Below are 19,186 nucleotides of genomic sequence, written 5' to 3'. Positions count from 1 at the left end.
CCGCCGCTCCTGTCCGCTGTTCTGGAATGTTTCGCCTGTCATGACTGCCTCACCCGCCATCCCCCGTCTCATCTATCTGCTGGCCCTGACCATCTTCGCGCTGACCACCGCCGAATTCATGGTGGCCGGCATGATGCCGGCGCTGGCCGCCGATCTCGGTGTCTCCCTCGGCCAGATCGGCTATCTGATCTCCTGGTATGCCCTGGGCATGGCCCTGGGCGGCCCGCCGCTGACCCTGTTGCTGCTGGCCCTGCGCCTGGCGGAAAAGTCGGCGCTGCTGTGGCTGCTGGCGCTCTATCTGGTCGGCGCCGTGGTGGCCGCGCTGGCGGTCAGCTATCCGGTGATGGCGGCGGGGAGGGTGCTCATGGGCATCGCCAGCTCCGCCAGCATCGGCCTCTGTCTGACCCTGGGCGCCAACCTGGTCACGCCGGATCGCCGCGGCCGGGCGGCCTCGCTGATCCTGTCCGGACTCATGCTGGCGCCGGTGTTCGGGGTGCCGGGTACGGTACTGATCGAGCAACTGGCCGGCTGGCGCGCCAGCTTCTGGGCGGTTGCCCTGCTGGCGGCCTGCTGCACCCTGCTGGTCGGCCTCTGCGTGCCGCGGGCGCCAGCGCGCGCGGCCGGGCAGTTGGGCGGGGAGCTGCGGACCCTGGTCAGTGGCAGACTCTGGGCGGCCTACCTCACCAGCGGCCTGATCATCGGCGCGACCTTTGCCGGCTTCAGCTACTTCTCGCCCATCCTCATCCAGGTGACGGGTTTCGCGGCCACCACCATTCCCTGGTTGCTGATGGGGTATGGCCTCGCCAACGTGCTGGGCAATCTGCTGGTGGGGCGCCTGGCCGATCGCTACACCCTCAAGGTGCAGGGTGTCGGTCTGGCGGTGCTGGCGCTGGGCTTCGCCCTCTTCGTCAGCTGCGCCGACAGCGCCGCGGCCAGCCTGCTGGCCCTGGTGCTGATCGGCCTGACCGGGGTGGCCCTCAACCCGGCCATGGTCGCCCGGGTCATGGCCGCGGCCACGCCGGGCCCGCTGGTCAACACCCTGCACACCTCGGTGATCACCGCGGGCCTGGCGGTGGGCGCCTGGGCCGGCGGCGCGGCCATCGATGCCGGCCAGGGCCTGCGCGCACCCCTATGGGTCGGTCTGGGCATGGCGCTGCTGGGCGTGCTGAGCCTGGTGCCCAGCCTGGTGCAGCGACTGGCGCTGGCGTCATCGCCAGCGGGTCGTTGCTAGTACCTGGCAGCTGGGGCGACCTGGTCGCGTCGGGCTGCCGCCGCGCGCGCCCGGGTTTCGTCGCTGAATGGCTCTACGGCGCAGCTTTCAGAGGGATTGCGTGTGCCGCCTTCACTGTAGCCTGACTGTCATCTTTCCCTGGCATGTTGCCTTCCGAACACGGGAGGCGCGTTTTCGCGCTTTCGATTCCTGGACCTTCGACAAGGGCGGTACGGACATGCAGGCTTCGCTTCGCGGTATGACGTTGGGTGTGGTGCTCGGGCTGCTGAGCGGCGGCCCGGTTTGGGCGGCCACGCCCATTCCCTTCTGGCATTCGATGGATGCGGAGCTTGGCAAGGAGGTCGACTCCCTGGCCCAGCGCTTCAACCAGGCGCACCCGGAATTCCAGGTGCAGCCGGTGTACAAGGGCAACTACGAGCAGAATCTGGCGGCCGGCATCGCCGCCTTCCGGACCGGCAAGCCGCCGGCCATCCTGCAGGTCTACGAAGTGGGCACCGCGACCATGATGGCGTCCAACGCCATCGAGCCGGTCTACCAGGTGTTCAAGGATGCGGGTGTGAAGCTGGATGAAGCGGGCTTCGTACCCACCGTCGCCAGCTACTACAGCGACGCCAAGACCGGTCAACTGCTGTCCATGCCGTTCAACAGTTCCACCCCGGTGCTCTACTACAACAAGGCGGCCTTCAAGCAGGCCGGCCTCGATCCGGAAGCGCCACCCAAGACCTGGAAGGAGCTCGCCGACGACAGCGCCAAGCTGCGCGCCGCCGGCCTGAAGTGCGGCTATACCAGCGGCTGGCAGAGCTGGGTCCAGCTGGAAAACTTCAGCGCCTGGAACGGCCTGCCCTTCGCCAGCCAGGACAACGGCTACCTGGGCAGCGACGCGGTGCTGGAGTTCAACCAGGCGCCGCAGGTCAGGCACATCGCCCTGTTGCAGGCGATGGGCAAGCGCGGCGACTTCACCTACGTCGGTCGCAAGGACGAACCCACGGAGAAGTTCTACAACGGCGACTGCGCCATGCTGACCACCTCGTCCGGCTCGCTGGCCAACATCCGCCACTACGCCAAATTCGACTTCGGTGTGGCCATGATGCCCTATGACGGCGACCTCAAGAGCGCTCCCCAGAACGCCATCATCGGCGGCGCCAGCCTCTGGGTATTCAAGGGCCAGGATGCCGCGGTGAAGCGCGGCGTGACTGAATTCCTCGCCTTCCTGGCGCAGCCGGCGATCGCCGCCGAATGGCACCAGCTGACCGGCTACCTGCCGATCACCAAGGCGGCCTACGACCTGACCCGCGAGCAGGGCTTCTACAGCAAGAATCCGGGAGCCGACATCGCCACCCGGCAGATGCTGAACAAGCCGCCGTTGGCCTTCACCAAGGGCCTGCGCCTGGGCAACATGCCGCAGATCCGCGCGGTGATCGACGAAGAGCTGGAAAGCGTCTGGACCGGCAAGCAGGCTCCGCAACAGGCACTGGATACCGCCGTGCAGCGCGGCAACGTGCTGTTGCGCCGCTTCGAGAAGTCCACCCAGTAAGCCCGGGGTCCGCCCTGGCGGCGCCGGCCGACGACTGCCGGCGCCGCTTCTCTTTTCGCGACGATGCGTGCGCCCATGTCCACATCCCGTCAGGTCTTTCCCTCCGGCTGGCTGCCCTATGCGCTGCTGGCGCCCCAGCTGGCGATCACCGCCGTGTTCTTTCTCTGGCCCGCTGGCAAGACGCTCTGGTATTCGCTGCAGAGCGTCGATCCCTTCGGCCTGTCCAGCCAGTTCGTCGGTCTCGACAACTTCCGTCAGCTGTTCCAGGACCCGCTGTATCTGGCCTCCTTCTGGACCACCCTGACCTTCAGCGCCCTGGTGACCGGCTGCGGCCTGCTGGTGTCCCTGGTGCTGGCGGCCCTGGTCGATCTGGTGGTGCGCGGCAGCCGGATTTACCAGACCCTGCTGCTGCTGCCCTATGCGGTAGCACCGGCCATCGCCGCGGTGCTGTGGATCTTTCTGTTCAACCCCGGTCTCGGTCTGCTCACCCTGCTGCTGGAACGCTATGGCTATCACTGGAACCACGCCCAGAACGCCGGCCAGGCGCTGTTCCTGGTGGTGCTCGCCTCGGTGTGGAAGCAGATCAGCTACAACTTCCTGTTCTTCTTCGCCGCGCTGCAAGCCATCCCGCGCTCGCTCTTGGAAGCTGCCGCCATCGACGGCGCCGGGCCACTGCGCCGCTTCCTGCAGCTGTCGCTGCCGCTGATCGCGCCGGTCAGCTTCTTCCTGCTGGTGGTCAACCTGGTCTACGCCTTCTTCGACACCTTTCCGGTGATCGACGCCGCCACCGGCGGCGGTCCGGTGCAGGCCACCACCACCCTCATCTACAAGATCTACCGCGAGGGCTACACCGGGCTCGACCTCTCCGCCTCCGCCGCCCAGTCGGTGGTGCTGATGCTGCTGGTCATCGTGCTCACCGTGGTGCAGTTCCGCTACGTCGAACGCCGGGTACGCTATCAATGATCGAGAATCGCCGCGGACTGACGCTGCTGTGCCACCTGATGCTGGTGCTGGGCATCGGCGTCATCCTCTTTCCGCTCTATGTGGCCTTCGTGGCCGCCACCCTCGACGACCGGGCGGTGTTCGCCACGCCCATGAGCCTGATCCCGGGGCGCCATCTCTGGGACAACCTCAGCCTGATCTGGACCCAGGGCGTGGGCAACAGCACCGCGCCGTTCTGGCGGCTGCTGCTCAACAGCTTCCTGATGGCGCTGGGCATCACCCTGGGCAAGCTGTCGGTGTCCATCCTCTCGGCCTTCGCCATCGTCTGGTTCCGCTTTCCCCTGCGCACCCTGGCCTTCTGGCTGATCTTCATCACCCTGATGCTGCCGGTGGAGGTGCGCATCTTTCCCACCGTGGACACCATCGGCCACCTGGGAATGATGGACAGCTACGCCGGCCTGACCCTGCCGCTGATGGCCTCGGCCACCGCCACCTTCCTGTTCCGCCAGTTCTTTCTGACGCTGCCCGACGAGTTGCTGGAAGCGGCGCGCATCGATGGCGCCTCGCCGCTGCGCTTCTTTCGCGACATCGTCCTGCCGCTGTCGCGGACCAACCTGGCGGCGCTGTTCGTCATCACCTTCATCTACGGCTGGAACCAGTACCTCTGGCCGCTGCTGATCGTCAGCAACCCCGATCTCGGCACCGCCGTGGCCGGCATTCGCGGCATGCTCTCGCTCGGCGAGCGGGCGCCGCAGTGGAACCAGGTGATGGCGGCCATGCTGCTCACCCTGATCCCGCCGGTGGCGGTGGTGCTGGTCATGCAACGCGCCTTCGTGCGCGGTCTGGTGGATAGCGAAAAGTAACCATGGCAAACCTCGAACTCAGGGCCGTCTCCAAGCGCTGGAACGGCAAGACCCAGGTCATCCAGCCGCTGGATCTTCAGGTGGCGGATGGCGAATTCATCGTGCTGGTGGGCCCTTCGGGCTGCGGCAAGTCCACCCTGCTGCGGCTGGTGGCCGGGCTGGAGCGGGTCAGCGCCGGCAGCATCCACATCGGCGGCCGGGACGTCACCGCGCTGGAACCCAAGGCGCGCGGCATCGCCATGGTGTTCCAGAACTATGCCCTCTATCCGCACATGAGCGTGGCCGAGAATCTGGCCTGGGGCCTCAAGATCGCCGGTCTCGGCCGCGCCGAGATCGCCAGCCGGGTCAAGGAGGCGGCGCGCATCCTGGAACTGGATGGCCTGCTCGAACGACGACCGCGAGAGCTGTCCGGTGGCCAGCGCCAGCGGGTGGCCATGGGCCGCGCCCTGGTGCGCGATCCGGCGGTGTTCCTGTTCGACGAGCCGCTGTCCAACCTGGACGCCAAGCTGCGGGTGCAGATGCGCCTGGAGTTGCAGCAACTGCACCAGCGACTCGCGACCACCAGCCTCTATGTGACACACGACCAGGTGGAGGCCATGACCCTGGCCCAGCGGGTGGTGGTGATGCAGGCAGGGGTGGTCGAACAGCTCGGCACCCCGGTGGAGGTCTACGAACGTCCGGCGACGCGCTTCGTCGCCAGCTTCATCGGCAGTCCGGCGATGAATCTGCTGGACGGCCAGGTCGACGCCGCGGGCAGTCACTGCGACGTGCCGGGCGGTCAGCGGCTGCCCCTCGGGCCGGGCTATCGCCACCTGGCCGGACGCCCGGTCTGCCTGGGCATCCGGCCCGAGCACCTGCAACCCTGCAGCGACCCCGAGCAGGGCCTGCCGCTGGTGGTCCGCACCCTGGAGATCCTCGGCGCCGACAACCTGGCCCATGGGCGCTGGGGCGAACAGTCGCTGGTGGTGCGCCTGCCGCATCAACAGCGCCCGGCACCGGGTCACGTCCTGCAGCTGCGCGCGCCAGCGGAGCACCTGCATCTGTTCGATGCCGCCTCCGGCCAGCGCCTCGAGCCGCGGCACTAGGCATCAGGCATTAGGCACGCCGGTCCGGTCGGGGCGCGGGGCGGTTTCCCTCCGGCGCCGCGGAGAGGATACTGCGCCCTTTGCCGCGCTGACCGCCGATACCCATGGAAAACCTCCCGCTGTTCGATCTGCCCGCCGCCCCCGAGGAAAAACCCAAGCCCAGGCGCGCCCGCAAGGCTTCGTCCGCCAGCGGCCTGCGCCTGCTGCACACCTCCGACTGGCACCTGGGGCAGCATTTCCTCGGGCGCACCCGCGAGGCCGAGCATCGCGCCTTTCTCGCCTGGCTGGTCGACCAGGTGGCGGAGCAGCAGGTGGACGTGGTGCTGGTGGCGGGGGACATCTTCGACACCGCCACGCCGCCGAGCTATGCCCGCGAGCTGTACAACGGCTTCATCGTCGGCCTACGCGCCACCGGCGCCAGCCTGGTAGTACTCGGCGGCAACCATGATTCCGCCGCGGTACTGGCCGAGTCCCGCGAATTGCTGGCCTGTCTGGACACCCGGGTGATCCCCTGCGTCAGCGCGACGCCGGCCGACCAGCTGCTGGAATTGCGTAGGCGCGACGGCGAGATCGGCGCGCTGCTCTGCGGCATTCCCTTCGTGCGGCCGCGTGACGTGCTGCAGAGCCAGGCCGGGCAGAGCGCCGACGATAAGCGCCAGGCGCTGCAGCAGGCCATCCAGGGCCACTACGCCGAGCTCTACGCCCTGGCCGAGGCGCGCCGCGCGGAACTGGGCGCGGCCCTGCCGATCATCGCCACCGGCCACCTGACCACCGTGGGCGCCAGCGCCAGCGAGTCGGTGCGGGAGATCTATGTCGGCAGTCTCGACGCCTTTCCCACCAGCGCCTTTCCGCCGGCGGACTACATCGCCCTCGGCCATATCCACCGACCCCAGCGGGTCGGCGGCCTGGAGCAGGTGCGCTACAGCGGCTCGCCGCTGTGCCTGAGTTTCGACGAGCAGCGCGACAAGGAAGTCCTGCTGGTGGAGTTCGGCAGTGCCCTGGAGCGGGTCACGCCCCTGGCGGTGCCCTGTTTCCAGCCCCTGGCCGTGGTGCAGGGCACCCTCGAGACCCTGGGTGCCGCTCTGCTCGAGGCGGCGGCCGATGGCAGCCCCGCGTGCCCGGTGTGGGCCGAGGTGGTGGTGGCCGGAGACGACTACCTGGCCGATCTGCAGCCGCGCATCTCGGCACTGGTGGCCGACCTGCCCTTGGAGGTGCTGCGGGTAAGGCGTGCGCGCAGCCTGGTAGCGCCTACCCTGCAGGGCAATCCGCGCGAGACCCTGGAGGAACTCAGCCCAGTGGACGTCTTCAGCCAGCGTCTGGCCGCCGAGACCCTGGACGACGAGCTGCGCACTCGTCTGGAAGGCCTTTATCGCGAGGTTCTCGGCGAATTGCCTGCCTGATCGCAGCGTAACGCTTCCATCGGACCGGATTTTTCGTCCGGAACAAGGCCCGTTTGCCCGGGGTCACCCTCTCTATGTAGCCCATACCGGAGGAGATCCCATGCACGACCTATCGCAACCCCTCGCTGCCACGCGCCACGAGCGCACCGACAACCAGGTGCCCAACGTCCAGGGCACCGAACGCCTGGTGTCCCTGCTGGGCGGCGGCCTGCTGATCCTTGGCGGTCTGCGCCGCGGCGGCCTGACCGGCTGCGTGAAGCTGGCGCTAGGCGCCATGGCACTTAGCCGCGGGGTCCGGCAGCGGTGCGAGCTCAAGGCCGCCTTGCAGCCTTCGCCCTTCGAGCAGGCCCTGGCCGAGCGCTGGGGCTGGCGCAATCCCACCGCCATCCAGCGCAGCGTCACCATCGCCAAGCCGCGTGAAGAGGTGTTCGCCTACTGCACCGATCTGCAGCACCTGCGCGAGCTGCTGCCCTTCGTCGACCGCATCGAGCTGGGCGCCGATGGCGACAGCCACTGGCATGCCTCCGGTCCCCTGGGGCGCACCCTGAGCTGGACCCTGGAGCAGAGCGAGCGCCGCGAGAACGAATTCCTGCTCTGGAGCACCGTGCCCGGCACGGTCATGGCGCACAAGGCCAGCCTGACCTTCAGCGACGCGCCCCAGGGCCGCGGCACCCTGGTCCAGGCGGTACTGGCCTGCGAAGCCCCGGCCGGCCTGCTCGGCCATGCCGTCACCGAAGGCATCAGCCGCTTCACCGGCAAGGCGGTCAACCTGGGTCTGCGGCGCCTCAAGCAGCAACTGGAGACCGGCGAGATCGCCACCCCCGACGTCTCGCGCAGCGGTCGTCCGCTGGCGCCGCCCCATCCGCCGGTGAGCCGGCCGGCCGACGAACCCCAGGCCGATCTCGACGCCGGCCTGGGCACCCAAGCAAGGACCGAATGATGCGCGCCCTGACCTGGCAAGCCCCCAATCGTCTGCAGGTGGAAACCGTCCCGGATCCGGAGATCCTCAACCCGCGCGACGCCATCGTGCGCGTCATCATGTCCTCGGTGTGCGGCTCGGACCTGCACCTGCTGGGTGGCTATGTGCCGGCGATGAAGCCCGGCGACATCATCGGTCATGAATTCCTCGGCGAGATCGTCGAACTGGGCAGCGGCCTGCGTAAGCAGGGCCTGGCCATCGGCGACCGGGTGGTGACCGTCTCCATCATCGGCTGCGGTGACTGCGAGCACTGCCAGCGCGAGGATTTCAACTGCTGCGACAACAGCAATCCCAAGCCCGCATTGACCGAGCTGGCCTATGGGCAGCCCTGTTCCGGCATCTTCGGCTACAGCCACGCCTTCGGCGGCTATGCCGGCAGCCACGCCACCTACGTGCGGGTACCCTACGCCGACGTCAACCTGTTCAAGGTGCCTGATGGCGTCACGGACGCCCAGGCGGTGTTCGTCTCCGACGCCGTGCCCACCGGCTACTACGCCGCCGACATCGCCGACATCCAGCCCGGCGACACCGTGGCGGTCTGGGGCTGCGGCGGGGTCGGGCAGATGGCCATTCGCAGCGCCTACCTGCTGGGCGCCGAACGGGTCATCGCCATCGACCGCTTCAGCGATCGCCTGCAACTGGCCGCCGAGAAGGCCGGCGCCATCGTCCTCGACTACGAGACCACCAACATCCATGAGGCGCTGCTCGAACTGACCGGTGGCCGCGGCCCGGATCGCTGCATCGACTGCGTCGGCATGGAGGCCCATGGCACCCAGGTCGACTACGCCTACGACAAGACCAAGCAACTGCTGCGCCTGCACACCGAGCGCGGCTCGGCGCTGCGCCAGGCCATCCGTGCCTGTCGCAAGGGTGGCACGGTCTCGGTGATCGGGGTCTATGGCGGGGTGATCGACAAATTCCCCATGGGCGCCATCGTCAACAAGGCCCTGATCCTGAGATCGGGCCAGCAACCGGGCCAGCGCTATGTGCAGCGGCTGTTCGAACACATCCAGAAGGGCGAACTGGATCCGTCCTATCTGCTCACCCATCCGATGAGCCTGGAAGAGTCGCCCTACGGCTACGAGCTGTTCAAGTCCAAGGACAAGAACTGCGTGAGGGCGGTGTTCATGCCGTGAGGGGTCGCCCGGTGATCTCAGGATCGCCGGGCGTGCCGGCGGCTAGACCAGCCAGGTCGTCAGCGGCTGCCACAGCGCGGCGACCTTGTGGCCACCACTGCAGCTGACCAGTGCCAGGGTGCCCACACCGACCAGCAGGGGCATGCCGAGAAAATCGAAGGGAGACAGGGGCGAGCGCACGACGGATCCTCCGGGGAAACGTGGTTGCAGAACGATACCTTGCAGTTGAGAGCGGCGGCCGGAGCAAGTTCAGCGGTGGGCACGACCACAGGTCGAGTGGTCGGTTGGCATGGGCGAGCGCGCCCAACAATGCCAGAATCGGCGGTTCGCCGAGTCGTCCTGGAAAAGCCCGATGAAGATCCTCACCCTGCGCCTGAAGAACCTCAATTCCCTCAAGGGTGAGTGGAAGATCGACTTCACCGCCGAACCCTTCGCCAGCAGCGGCCTGTTCGCCATCACCGGGCCCACCGGGGCGGGCAAGACCACCCTGCTGGACGCCATCTGCCTGGCGCTCTATCACCGCACGCCGCGTATGAGCAAGGTGGGCGGCGAGAGCAACGAACTCATGACCCGCCACACCGGCGACTGCCTCGCCGAGGTGGAATTCGCCGTGCGTGGCGAACGCTATCGGGCCTTCTGGAGCCAGAGACGCGCCCGCGACCGCGCCGATGGCGCCCTGCAGCCACCCAAGGTGGAGCTGGCCAGGCTCGACGGCACCATCCTCGCCGAAAAGACCGGCGACAAGCTCAGACTCACCGAAGAACTCACCGGCCTCGACTTCGAGCGCTTCACCCGCTCCATGCTTTTGGCCCAGGGGGGCTTCGCCGCCTTCCTGGAAGCCAGCGCCAGCCAGCGCGCCGAATTGCTGGAAGAGCTGACCGGGACCGCGGTGTACGGGCAGATCTCCCAGCGGGTCTTCGAACGCGCGCGCGAGGCCAAGGGCGTGCTGGAGGGCCTGCGCCAACGCGTCGCCGGGGTCGAGGTGCTGGATGACGAACGCCGCCAGGCGCTGGCTGCTGAAGGCACCAGTCTGGCGCAGCGCGAAGAACGCCTGGGCGCGGACCTCAAGACCTGGCAGACCCAGCGCCAGTGGCTGAGCGCCCTGGAGCAGGCGGCGGCGGACGAGCAGCAGGCCGCCACCCGGCTGGCCGCGGCGCAGCAGGCCTGGGACGCCGCCGAGCCGCAGCGCCAACGGCTGGCCGCGGCCGAGCCGGCGGCGCGGCTGCTGCCCATCGAACAGGCCTGGCGTGAGGCCGCGGCGCGTGAACAGCGCAGCCGGGACGAACTGGCCCAGCTCGACCAGCGGATCCAGACCTTGGCCAGCCGCCGCGACGCCGCCCTGGCCCAGGCCCTGGGCGCCAGTGGCGAACAGCTGCGCCAGGCCGAGGCGGAGCAGGCGCAGGCGCAGGCTGAACAACAGCGCCTGGAGCAGAGCCTGGCCGAGCGCACCCGCCATGCCGAACTTGGCGAACGCCTGGGCGACTGGCGCAGCCAGCTGGCCCTGCGCGACGAAAGGGCCGAGGCCCTGGCGCGTCTGACGCGTCGCCAGGAAGAACAGACTCGCCAGCTGCAGCTGCTGGCCGAGGAGCGCGAGGCCCAGCAGGAGGCGCTGACCCGCGCGCAGGCGCTGGCCGCCCAGGCTCAGACGGCGGAGCAGGCCCAGAACGAACGCTGGCAGGCGGCGCTGGACGGCCGCGACGAAAAGGCCTGGCGCGCCCTCTGGCAGGCGGCGCTGGGACGGGTCAACGAGGTGGACCAGCTGGACCAACTGGTCGAGCGGCGGCGCCAGCTGCAGACCCAGCTGGAGCGCCTGGCGCGCAGCCAGGGTGAACGCCAGCGCCAGCATGGCGAGCATCAGGTGCGCCTGGAGGCCCTGCGTGGACGCTATCGCGAAGTCGCCCAGCAGGTGCGCGAGCGCGAGAAGCTGCTCGAACAGGAAAGGGTCATCCGCAGTCTGGAAGCCCAGCGCGCCGAGTTGCAGCCCGACGAACCCTGTCCGCTGTGCGGCTCCCGCGAACACCCCGCGGTGGCCGACTATGCCGCCCTGGATGTCTCCGCCACCCAGACCGCCCTGCAGGACGCCAAGGCCGAACTGGAGCGCCTGACCCAGGAAGGCAAGGATCTCAGCGAAGCCCTGGCCGCACTCAAGGCGCAACTCGATCAGGCCAACGAGCAGCAAGCCGAGGCCGGTCAGCAACTGGACCAGCTGGGCGAACTTTGGCGCCAGCGCTGCACGGCCCTGGGCGCCGATCCCGAGGCCCCCGGCGCCATTGCCGAATTGCGCCGCCGCCAGGATCAGGAACTGGCGCGCATCCAGCAGGTGCTCGCCACCCTCGATAGCCTGCGTCAGCAGGGCGAGGAGGGGCGCAACGAAGCCCAGCGCCTGGCGCGCCAGCAGGCCGATGCCGAACAGCGCTTGGCGCTGGCCGAGGCCGCCTTGGAGCGGGCGCGTCAGGCGCTGGCCGAAGGTGCCGAAGAACTGCGTCAGGCCCAGGCACAACAGGCCAGGGCCGAGCGGCAGCTAGGCGAGGAGCTGGCCGACTGGGGCCACGAGGTCCCCGGTCGTGCCGATGAATGGCTGGCCCAGCGCGACCAGGAGTGGCGGCTCTGGCAGGCCGACAGCCAGCGCGCGCAGGCGTTACAGCAGCTGCACAAGGACATCGCCCAGCGCCTGGCCACCCTGGCCCCGCTGGTCGCGAGCTGGCGCCAGCGCGCCGGCGAGGTCGCTCCCGCCCCGGTAGCACCGGAGGCCGCCACGACCATGCTGGCCGAGGCGACCGCGACCTGGGAAGACTGCCGCGAGCAGGGTGCGGCGCTGCAGGGCAGCCACCAGGCGCTGCACGAGCGGCTGGCGGGGGAGGTGCAGCTGGCCCGTGAAGCCGCCGAGCGCTGGCAGACGGCTCTAGCCGCCAGTGCCTTCGCCGACGCTGACGCCTGGCGCGCCGCACAGCTGGACGACGACGAGCAGGGCGCCCTGACCGCGGAGCGCACCCGCCTCGAGACTGCCCTGACCGAAGCCCGCGCCCTGGCAGGGGCCGCGCGGGAGCGGCACGCCGCCCTGGCTGCCGAGCCGCTCACCGAGCGCAGCGCCGCCGAGCTGGATGCCGAACTGGCCGCCGCCGGCGCCGAATTGCGCGCCCTGGGTCAGCGCCAGGGCGAGGTCAATGCCGCCCTGCGCGAAGACGAACGGCGGCGGGACGGCCTGCAGGCGCTGCTCGGCGAGATCGCCGCCCAGGAGCGCGATCACGATCTCTGGCAGCATCTCAACGGCCTGATCGGCTCGGCGGATGGCGCCAAGTTCCGCAAGTTCGCCCAGGGCCTGACCCTGGACCACCTGGTGCACCTGGCCAATGGTCAGCTGATGCGCCTGCACGGTCGCTATCGACTCTTCCGGCGCCAGGCCGCCGAACTGGAATTGCAGATCCTCGACACCTGGCAGGCCGATGCCCTGCGCGACATCCGCACCCTCTCCGGCGGCGAGAGCTTCCTGGTGAGTCTGGCCCTGGCGCTGGCCCTGTCGGATCTGGTCAGCCAGCGCACCGGCATCGATTCGCTGTTTCTCGACGAAGGCTTCGGCACCCTGGATGGCGAGACCCTGGAGGTCGCCCTGGATGCCCTCGACCAGCTCAATGCCAGTGGCAAGACCATCGGCATCATCAGCCACGTGGAGGCGCTCAAGGAGCGCATCCCGGTGCAGCTCAAGGTGCGCAAGGGCGTCGGCCTGGGCCACAGCGGCCTGGAGCGGCGCTATGCGGTGGAGAAAAACACGACCGAGTGAGTAATTTTTCCGGTGCAGTGGTCGAAGGCCAGCGCGAAGCGAAACGTCGAAACTGTTAAGGTAGACGGGTTCGCTGTGCCTGCTGGCGTTATGACATCTCCTTTTCCTATCGGCCACTACCTACCATGTCCCAGTTCCTTGCCGTCGGCCTGTTCGAATACGATCCTAGCCGCGTCAGATGGCGCGCGGATGCCGCCTGTGCGGCCATGCTGGAACGGGACGCCGAGGCACTGGCCCGGGGGCTCGCGCCCGCCGAGTTGCTGAGCGATCTGCAGAGTCGCAGCACGCCACCCGAGGGCTTGCTGCCCGCCCCAGGACAGGTCTGGGAGGCCTGGCGCCAGGGCGCCGATGGCCAGCTGCGCTGCCTGCAGTTCCAGCGGCGCGAGGCCGGCGGCGTACTGCTGGACGTCACCGCGCAGCGTCGCCACGAAGCAGAACTCTGGCAGGGCGAGGCCTTCAAGCGCAGCGTCATGGTCTGCAGCGTCGACTGCATCAAGCTGATCGATCTGGAAGGCCGCCTGGAGTACATGAATCCGGGCGGCCTCATGGTCATGGAGATCGACGACTTCATTCCCTTCCAGGGCCGCCTCTGGGCCGAGCTCTGGCCCGAGGAGCAGCGCCACGAGGTGACCGCCGCCATCGAGGCGGCGCGGCAGGGCGGCATCGGCCGCTTCACCGGCCTGGCGCCTACCGCCAAGGGCACCCGGCGCTGGTGGGACGTGGTGGTCACGCCGATCCTCGGCGATGACGGTAGCCCGCTGAAATTCCTCTCCATTTCCCGCGACGTCAGCGAAACCGTGCGCGCCCGCGAGGCGCTGGACGAACTCAATCGCAACCTCGAAGAGCGCATCGAAGCGCGCAGCCAGGAGCTGGTGGCCCTGGAAGAAGAGTTGCGCCAGGCGCAGAAGATGGAAGCCATCGGCCAACTCACCGGCGGCATCGCCCACGACTTCAACAACCTGCTGACCGGTATCGTCGGCTCCCTCGACCTGATGCGCCGCCGGGTGCAACAGGGGCGTATCCAGGAGCTGGAACGCTACCTGGACACCGCCACCCGTTCGGCGGAGAACGCCGCGGCCCTGACCCAGCGCCTGCTGGCCTTCGCCCGCCGCCAGGTGCTCGAACCCCGCCCGGTGGATGCCGGCCAGCTGGTGCAGGGCATGCACGAATTGCTGCGCCACAGCCTGGGCAAGAAGATCCGCAAGGACGTCCAGCTCGACAGCGACCTCTGGCTGCTGCACTGCGATCCGCACCAGCTGGAGAACGCCATCCTTAATCTGGCCATCAACGCCCGTGACGCCATGCCCGAGGGCGGCAACCTGAGCATCCGGGTGGACAATGTCAGTGGCCCCTTGAGCATCGGTCTGCCGAGCGAGACGGTGGAGGGCGATTTCGTCCGCATCCAGGTCTGCGATACCGGCACCGGCATGGACGCCGATACCCTCAAGCGCGCCTGCGAACCCTTCTTCACCACCAAGCCCAGCGGGCGCGGCACCGGACTCGGGCTGTCGATGATCTACGGTTTCGTCCGCCAGTCCGGTGGCCAGGTGGAGATCCACTCGGTAGTGGGCGAGGGCACCTGCATCAGCCTCTATCTGCCGCGGCTGCTAGCCCAGCCGGAGCCGGAAAATGCGCCCAACGACGCCGAAGGCCCGGTGCTGCCGGAGGTCTCCGGCGACTGTGCGCTGATCGTCGAAGAAGAGCGCGAAGTCCGCGTCATCATCGGCGAGGTGCTGGCGGAACTGGGCTACACGCCGCTGGCGGTAGCCGACAGCGCCACTGCCGTGGCGCTCATCGCCTCCGGCACCCTGCGCATCGATCTGCTGGTGACCAGTCTCGGTCTCTCCGGGCTGGACGGCCGGCAACTGGCCGAGCAGGCGCGGTCCACCACCCCTGGCCTGCCGGTGCTCTATCTGTCCGGTCAGGCGGATCCGGCATCCCTGCCGGAGCTGGCGGAAGAGGGCGTCGAGCTCATCGGCAAACCCTTCGGCCTGGAAGAGCTGGCGCGCTGCGTGAGGCGTCTGCGTCCGGGCGGCTGAGCCGGTCGCGGCGAACTGTCGCGGCGCGCCAGGGTCGATCCTTTCGAGTCGCAACCTCCGTTGCGGCTGCTGTCGTGTCGACAAGAAAAGGAGCGCTTCATGAAACGCCTGCCACCTGCGCCACCCGCGCGGATGCTCGTCCTGTCCCTGTCCATCGCCTTTCTCGCCGCCTGCGCCCATGAGGGCAGCAAGCCGGCAACCCCGACCTGGAGTTGGCGCGACGCCAGCAGCGCCCGTGCCGTGCCGCCGGACCAGGCCTATCCCGAGCTGTTCACCGCGGTGCAGCAGGGCAAGCTGTTCAGCGACCAGAAGCACTTCGTCGATGCCCTGCCCAAGCGCAATCCGGCCGACATCCGCCAGGACTACCTGGCCCAGCGCGACAAGCCGGGCTTCGACCTCAAGGCCTTCGTCAGCGCCAACTTCGAAGAATCCGATCCGATCAAGGCCGCCCCGCCCAAGGCCGGGGCCGACCTGCCCACCCACGTCAAGGACCTCTGGCCGGTGCTGACCCGCCACTACGAAGAGGTGCCGGCCTACAGCAGCCTGCTGCCGCTGCCTAAGCCCTATGTGGTGCCGGGTGGCCGCTTCCGCGAGGTCTACTACTGGGATTCCTACTTCACCATGCTGGGGCTGGCCAAGGACGGGCGCACCGACCTGGTCCGCGACATGGTGGACAACTTCGCCCATGAGATCGACGTCTACGGCCACATCCCCAACGGCAACCGCAGCTACTACCTGAGTCGCTCCCAGCCGCCGTTCTTCGCCTACATGGTCGACCTGCAGGCCAGCCTGGAAGGCGACTCCGCCTATCGTCGCTACCTGCCGCAGCTGCAGAAGGAATACGCCTACTGGATGGCCGGCGCCGAAGGCCTGCAACCGGGCCAGGCCAATGCCCATGTGGTCAGGCTGGCCGATGGCACCCTGCTCAATCGCTACTGGGATGCCCGCGACACCCCGCGCCAGGAGTCCTACATGGAAGACCTGGCCACCGCCGCCCAGGCCAAGGGCCGACCGGCCGGCGAGGTCTATCGCGACCTGCGCGCCGGCGCCGAGAGCGGCTGGGACTTCTCCTCGCGCTGGCTGGGCGACGGCAAGACCCTGGCGACCATTCGCACCACCGCCATCGCGCCGGTTGACCTCAACAGCCTGCTCTATCACCTGGAGCAGACCATCGCCAAGGCCTGCGAGAAGACCGGCGAGGCCAGTTGCGTCCAGGCCTACAGCCAGAAGGCCAAGACCCGTCAGCAGGCCATCGACCGCTACCTGTGGAATCCGGCCGGTTACTACACCGACTTCGACTGGCAGGCCAAGCGCCGCACCGACAAGCTCTCCGCCGCCACCCTGTTCCCGCTGTTCGTGGGCGCCGCCAGTCAGAGCAGCGCCGACCAGACCGCGGCGACCGTGGCCAACCAGCTGCTGCGTCCGGGTGGCATCGCCACCACCACGGTCAAGACCGGCCAGCAGTGGGACGAACCCAATGGCTGGGCACCGCTGCAGTGGGTCGCCGTGGACGGCCTGCGCCGCTACCAGCAGGACAAGCTGGCCGCCGACATCGGCACCCGCTTCCTGACCCAGGTGCAGAATCTCTACGCCCGCGAGCAGAAGCTGGTGGAGAAATACGACCTCACTGGCGGCCAGGGCGGTGGCGGCGGCGAGTACGAGTTGCAGGACGGCTTCGGCTGGACCAATGGCGTCACGCTCAAGCTGCTCGAACTCTACAAACCCCAACCCGGCGCGAAATAAGGCCCAAGAAAAGGTCCGCTACGGCGGACCTTTTTTCATGGCGTGAAATCCGTAGGTTGGGTTGAGACCGCCCCATCGTCGAAGCCCAACAATCTGGACGTGACGACTCACCCGTTGGGCTTCACTGCGCTCAATCCAACCTACGGGCCGCTCTTTCCCCCTCTCCCTGCGGGAGAGGGCTGGGGTGAGGGCAAATCCTGCGCCAGATCCATCCGGATACTGACGCTAGATTTCACAGCGGATCCACCGGCGGCGCATCGTCCTCGTCGGCCGGCAACTCCGCCGGATGTAGCCCTTCCGGGTCTTCATCCTCGGGCAACGGCAGGATGGCATTCATCAGCTGTACTCCGGATTGCGCGGATTCTTCTGCGGCAGGCGCTCCTCGACCGGCTTGTCATCCGGATCTTCGCCCACGGGCTCCTCGGGATCGGGCGCGATGTCCGGATCGATGTCCAGGTCGTCGGGGTTTTCCTTGATCTGATCGTTCATGCGGCCTCCGCGAGTGGTTGTCAAACGTTGGGCAGACCCCCTGGCGCGAAGTTCGCCACCGGCGATCAGCGATAGCCTCTGGCCTGCAGATCGAACAGCTGGGCATAGCGACCACCGCTGGCCAGCAACCCCTCGTGATCGCCCCGCTCGCGGATCTCCCCATCTTCCAGCACCAGGATCTGGTCGGCGTTGCGCACGCTGGAGAAGCGATGGGAGATCAGCAGGGTCATGCGTTGCTGCGCCTGGGCGCGAAAGCGCGCGAAGATCACCGCCTCGGCCGCGGCGTCCAGCGCGGCGGTGGGTTCGTCCAGCACCAGGATGTCGGCGTCCTCGCGCATGTAGGCGCGCGACAGGGCGATCTTCTGCCACTGCCCGCCGGACAGTTCCTGGCCGCCCATGAACCAGCGTCCGAGCTGAGTCTCGTAGCCCTCGCGCAGACCGGCGATGACCTCGTCGGCCAGCCCCTGCTCGGCCGCCTTGCGCCAGCGCGCCTCGTCATTGAAGGCCTGGGTGTCGCCGACGCCCAGGTTTTCACCGGCGGTGAGCTGGTAGCGGATGAAGTCCTGGAAGATGACGCCGATGCGCCTGTGCAGGGCCGCCGGCTGCCACTCCTGCAGATCGCTGCCATCGAGCAGGATACGGCCTTGCGTCGGGCTGTGCAGGCGGGTCAGCAACTTGATCAGGGTGGTCTTGCCCGAACCGTTGGCCCCCACCAGCGCCAGGCTCTGGCCCGGCGCCAGGTGAAAGCCGATGTCCTTGAGTGTCGGCGCGGCCGCACCCGGATAGGTGAAGCCGACCCCTTCGAATCTCAGGCCGTCGCCGGGCTGGCTTCCGGCGGTGAGGCTGCCGCCTTCGGCGCTGGTCGGCTGGCCCAGGTAGTCATAGAGATTGCTCAGGTAGAGGCTGTCCTCGTAGAGGCCGCCCAGGGCGGTCAGGCTGGCGCTGACCGCGGCCTGGCCCTTGCGGAACAGGGTGAGGTAGAGGGTCATCTGGCCCAGGCTCAGGCGGCCACGCACGGTATCGAGCACCACCCAGGCATAGGCGGCATAGAAGGCGAGGGTGCCCAGCAGGCCAAAGACGAAACCCCAGCCGTCACGTCTCAGGGTCAGGCGGCGGTCCTCGGCGTAGAGCTTGGCGAAGGTGGTGCGATAGCGCTCCAGCAGCAGCGGCGCCAGGCCGAACAGCTTGACCTCCTTGATGTAGGCCTCGTGGGAAAGCAGCGTCTCCAGATAGGTCTGGCGGCGGGTCTCGGGCGCACGACGGCTGAACAGGCGAAAGGCATCGCCGGAAAAGCGCGCCTCGGCCAGGAACACCGGTAGGGCGCCCACCACCAGCAACAGCAGCGCCCAGGGCGAGAAATGCACCAGCAACACGGCGAAGCTGATCAGGGAAATGAGGTTCTGCAACAGGGTCAGGGACTTGGTCACCAGCGCCAGGGGCCGGATGGAGGCCTCGCGCCGGGCCCGCACCAGCTTGTCGTAGAAGTCGGCGTCCTCGAATTGTGCCAGCGACAGGGTTTGGGCCTTTTCCAGGATCAGCAGATTCACGGTCTGCCCAAGGCGTACCCGCAGCAGCGATTGCTGCACCGACAGCAGCCGCTGGGCGCCTGCCAGGGCCGCCAGTACCCCGGCTTCGGCCAGCACGAACTTCAGTACCGGCCACAGCGGTGCCTGGCCCTGGTCGGCATGCAGCCGCATGGCCGCCACCACGGCATCGACGATGCGCTGCCCCAGCCAGGCGGCCAGTGCCGGCAGCAGGCCGGCGACGAGGGTCGCCAGGATCAGGCCGATCATCAGCGCGGGAGAGGTACTCCAGACCAGGCCGGCAGCGCGGCGCATCTGCTGTTGCACGATAGCGAAGGAGGTCGAGAGGGCCATGGCGGATCTTCGGCGGGGGTCAGCATTAGTCGAGGCGGCGGTCGCCATGTTCCCCAGGCTATGGCAAAAGGCTTACACCGACTGGTGTCA

14 protein-coding genes are annotated in these 19,186 nt (G+C 68.2%); 11 read left to right on the top strand and 3 right to left on the bottom strand.

All coding sequences use genetic code 11. The features are described 5' to 3' along the window. Positions 1 to 40 precede the first annotated feature (40 nt). The 8 genes from CFE50_RS10280 to CFE50_RS10245 all read left to right on the top strand — a co-directional run bounded on the left by CFE50_RS10280 (position 41) and on the right by CFE50_RS10245 (position 9,170). A complete protein-coding gene (locus tag CFE50_RS10280) occupies positions 41 to 1,231 on the top strand; it encodes an MFS transporter (RefSeq protein ID WP_144947192.1) in 1,191 nt (396 codons plus the stop codon). A gap of 217 nt (positions 1,232 to 1,448) precedes the next feature. Beyond that, on the top strand, positions 1,449 to 2,765 hold the full coding sequence (gene ugpB, locus CFE50_RS10275) for a sn-glycerol-3-phosphate ABC transporter substrate-binding protein UgpB (protein WP_241809670.1): 1,317 nt from the start codon (positions 1,449 to 1,451) through the stop codon (positions 2,763 to 2,765). A 75-nt stretch (positions 2,766 to 2,840) separates the two neighbouring features. After that, positions 2,841 to 3,728: a sn-glycerol-3-phosphate ABC transporter permease UgpA gene (gene ugpA / locus CFE50_RS10270; RefSeq protein WP_241809669.1), complete on the top strand. Its 888-nt coding sequence runs from the start codon at positions 2,841 to 2,843 to the stop codon at positions 3,726 to 3,728. After that, complete coding sequence (ugpE, locus tag CFE50_RS10265; RefSeq protein ID WP_027601319.1) at positions 3,725 to 4,570, top strand: sn-glycerol-3-phosphate ABC transporter permease UgpE; 846 nt, start codon at positions 3,725 to 3,727, stop codon at positions 4,568 to 4,570. The genes ugpA and ugpE overlap by 4 nt, the downstream gene beginning before the upstream one ends. Positions 4,571 to 4,572: 2 nt before the next feature. Next, complete coding sequence (locus CFE50_RS10260; RefSeq protein WP_286733229.1) at positions 4,573 to 5,655, top strand: sn-glycerol-3-phosphate import ATP-binding protein UgpC; 1,083 nt, start codon at positions 4,573 to 4,575, stop codon at positions 5,653 to 5,655. A 194-nt stretch (positions 5,656 to 5,849) separates the two neighbouring features. After that, complete coding sequence (sbcD, locus tag CFE50_RS10255; RefSeq protein ID WP_286733364.1) at positions 5,850 to 7,055, top strand: exonuclease subunit SbcD; 1,206 nt, start codon at positions 5,850 to 5,852, stop codon at positions 7,053 to 7,055. 100 nt (positions 7,056 to 7,155) lie between these two features. After that, positions 7,156 to 7,995, top strand: coding sequence for an SRPBCC family protein (locus CFE50_RS10250; protein WP_241809667.1), 840 nt, complete (start codon positions 7,156 to 7,158; stop codon positions 7,993 to 7,995). Then, the gene (locus CFE50_RS10245) at positions 7,995 to 9,170 is read left to right on the top strand and encodes a zinc-dependent alcohol dehydrogenase (protein ID WP_286733228.1); all 1,176 of its coding nucleotides are present in this window, start codon (positions 7,995 to 7,997) and stop codon (positions 9,168 to 9,170) included. Before CFE50_RS10250 ends, CFE50_RS10245 begins: the two co-directional genes overlap by 1 nt. 42 nt (positions 9,171 to 9,212) lie before the next feature. Here the strand turns inward: CFE50_RS10245 and CFE50_RS10240 are convergent, their stop codons facing one another. Next, the gene (locus tag CFE50_RS10240; protein ID WP_241809665.1) at positions 9,213 to 9,350 is read right to left on the bottom strand and encodes a hypothetical protein; all 138 of its coding nucleotides are present in this window, start codon (positions 9,348 to 9,350) and stop codon (positions 9,213 to 9,215) included. A 172-nt stretch (positions 9,351 to 9,522) separates the two neighbouring features. Between CFE50_RS10240 and CFE50_RS10235 the strand changes: the two genes are divergently transcribed. The 3 genes from CFE50_RS10235 (at position 9,523) to treA (ending at position 16,730) form a co-directional block, all read left to right on the top strand. Next, entirely contained in the window at positions 9,523 to 12,948 is a 3,426-nt protein-coding gene (locus CFE50_RS10235; RefSeq protein WP_286733226.1) for an AAA family ATPase, read from the top strand. Between the two features lie 125 nt (positions 12,949 to 13,073). Next, positions 13,074 to 14,987, top strand: coding sequence for a PAS domain-containing hybrid sensor histidine kinase/response regulator family protein (locus CFE50_RS10230; RefSeq protein ID WP_241809663.1), 1,914 nt, complete (start codon positions 13,074 to 13,076; stop codon positions 14,985 to 14,987). 99 nt (positions 14,988 to 15,086) lie between these two features. Next, complete coding sequence (treA, locus tag CFE50_RS10225) at positions 15,087 to 16,730, top strand: alpha,alpha-trehalase TreA (RefSeq protein ID WP_283818384.1); 1,644 nt, start codon at positions 15,087 to 15,089, stop codon at positions 16,728 to 16,730. A 336-nt stretch (positions 16,731 to 17,066) separates the two neighbouring features. Here the strand turns inward: treA and CFE50_RS10220 are convergent, their stop codons facing one another. Continuing rightward, the gene (locus CFE50_RS10220) at positions 17,067 to 17,219 is read right to left on the bottom strand and encodes a hypothetical protein (protein WP_007162537.1); all 153 of its coding nucleotides are present in this window, start codon (positions 17,217 to 17,219) and stop codon (positions 17,067 to 17,069) included. 65 nt (positions 17,220 to 17,284) lie between these two features. Beyond that, positions 17,285 to 19,096, bottom strand: a complete 1,812-nt coding sequence (locus CFE50_RS10215; RefSeq protein ID WP_286733220.1) for an ABC transporter ATP-binding protein — start codon at positions 19,094 to 19,096, stop codon at positions 17,285 to 17,287. Between the last annotated feature and the right edge of the window lie 90 nt (positions 19,097 to 19,186).

Source organism: Pseudomonas sp. PGPPP4, assembly GCF_002256045.1.
GTDB lineage: Bacteria > Pseudomonadota > Gammaproteobacteria > Pseudomonadales > Pseudomonadaceae > Chryseomonas > Chryseomonas oryzihabitans.
Note: the sequence above shows the minus strand (reverse complement) of the source record. Positions and strands in the feature narration are given on the sequence as shown.